This window comes from Ottowia thiooxydans DSM 14619 (assembly GCF_000422885.1).
Taxonomy (GTDB): Bacteria; Pseudomonadota; Gammaproteobacteria; order Burkholderiales; family Burkholderiaceae_C; genus Ottowia; species Ottowia thiooxydans.
Genome location: NZ_AUGX01000084.1, coordinates 1 through 1,627, shown reverse-complemented (window position 1 = coordinate 1,627; position 1,627 = coordinate 1). Strand labels below are relative to the sequence as shown.

General features: G+C 60.9%; 1 protein-coding gene. It reads right to left on the bottom strand.

Annotation, left to right across the window (positions count from 1 at the left end):
* The coding region (locus G518_RS0126365) for a DUF4158 domain-containing protein (protein WP_156909556.1) at positions 1-1,627 on the bottom strand (1,627 nt) is incomplete at both ends.

Below are 1,627 nucleotides of genomic sequence, written 5' to 3'. Positions count from 1 at the left end.
CCTCTGGATCTTCATCCTCTGCCGGCAATACTGAAAGGTGGAGTTCTTCGTCCACGCGCAGCACACCGCTGCGCGCGGCGACGGCCACTGCCTCCACGCCGGCGCGTACCTTGGCCAGCAACGGCTTCAAAAGTGTGGATGCATTGGCTGGCAGTGACAGTCGGGCATAGTGCCGTTTGGCTTCTTCCTGCCAGCGCGCATCAGTGAAGAACAGGCGTGCGCGGCCACGAAAGCTCAGGCTGTGCTCAATCCAGACCGAGCCATTGCGCACCGCGCGGCGCAGGGCAAACAGGGTGGCCACCTCCAAGGCCCGAAACGCGCGCTCCCGGTCGGCACCCGCAATCGCGCCGCTCCAGACCGAACCCAAGCGAGGGGCGCTGACATCAGCAGGTAGTTCGCGAAGTTTGCCCGCGTACAGTTTCGTCAATTGGGCCAAGGCTGTGGTCACCGGGTGCTCGCTATTGGCCTGCCAGGGCAGCTTGGTGATTTCGGCCAGCAAAGAGCGCACGGGACGTATGGCGTCAAACAAACGCTCACGCACCACCGAGGCCCGGCTGGGTGGTTTGCCTTGCTGGCTGGCACTGAGCAGGGCAACAATTCGAGCCCGCAACTCCGCGTCTTGAAGTTCACCCTGGGCGACCAAACCAGCCAGCTCTGCCAGCAATGTCTTGTACAGGTCAGCCCAATTGACCGTCTCCGTGACACCTGCTGCGACCGTGCGCCAAAGATCGGCAACGCGCCGCTGAACCATCAAGATAGCTTGGTCTGTGCTGGTAAACAGGCAGTGCCGTAAAAAGCAGCCAACCTCCACTGTGCGAGCGGGTTCTTTGATCCTGGCCCCCACCGAGGGAGGCCTTGAAGCCAGGCGGCGTGCATAGCGCCGCACAATGAGACCGGACAGGTCGTCCAGGTGTTTGTGGACATTCAGGGCGTACAGCAGTTCGATTCGCTCGAACACCTCGCCAATTTGTTTGGTTGAGTGTTTGGCCGGTGCCGACCACAACCAGCTCTGCTGGGTTTGCCCATCCGGGCGCAATGCGGCCATGGCATCCCGCCAGCGCACCAGTTGTTCGGGCAGCACAGATGCCGCAATCGTTTTGGCTGTTTCTTCTTCGAGTTGTCCCAGCGCCGCTGTGACCAGGACACGGATGTCACGGTCGCGCAGGATCAGGATCTTGCTTTGATACAACCAGCGCCGAGCGAATACGAGCAATTGATCCCGATCGGCGCAGCGGGCCACCTCATCGCGCAGGGTGCGTACCAGGGCGCGACGTTGGTGCTCCGTCATCCAATGAAACCCCAGGACATCACAGGCCAGTTGTTGATGGTCAAAGAGGGTTCGACCGCGAACATACAGGGCTCGCAGGGATGCCAGTTCAACAGCAGTGATGCCGATTTCGTCACCCAGATGGCGCCACAGGGTTGTCGGAACGATGCGCACCGAATTCAGCAGGCGCCCGCTCAAGCGCAAGAAACCTATGTGCAGTGCCAGACCCAGCTTGTGGGCGTTGCTTCGGCGGGCGTTGATGAGCTCGCGCTCAGTACGGCTGTACGTGAAAAACGACTGAAGCTCGAAGGTGCTGATTTCCCTTGGCAGCTCTCGCAGGCCAAGGTAGGTTGTGTGCCA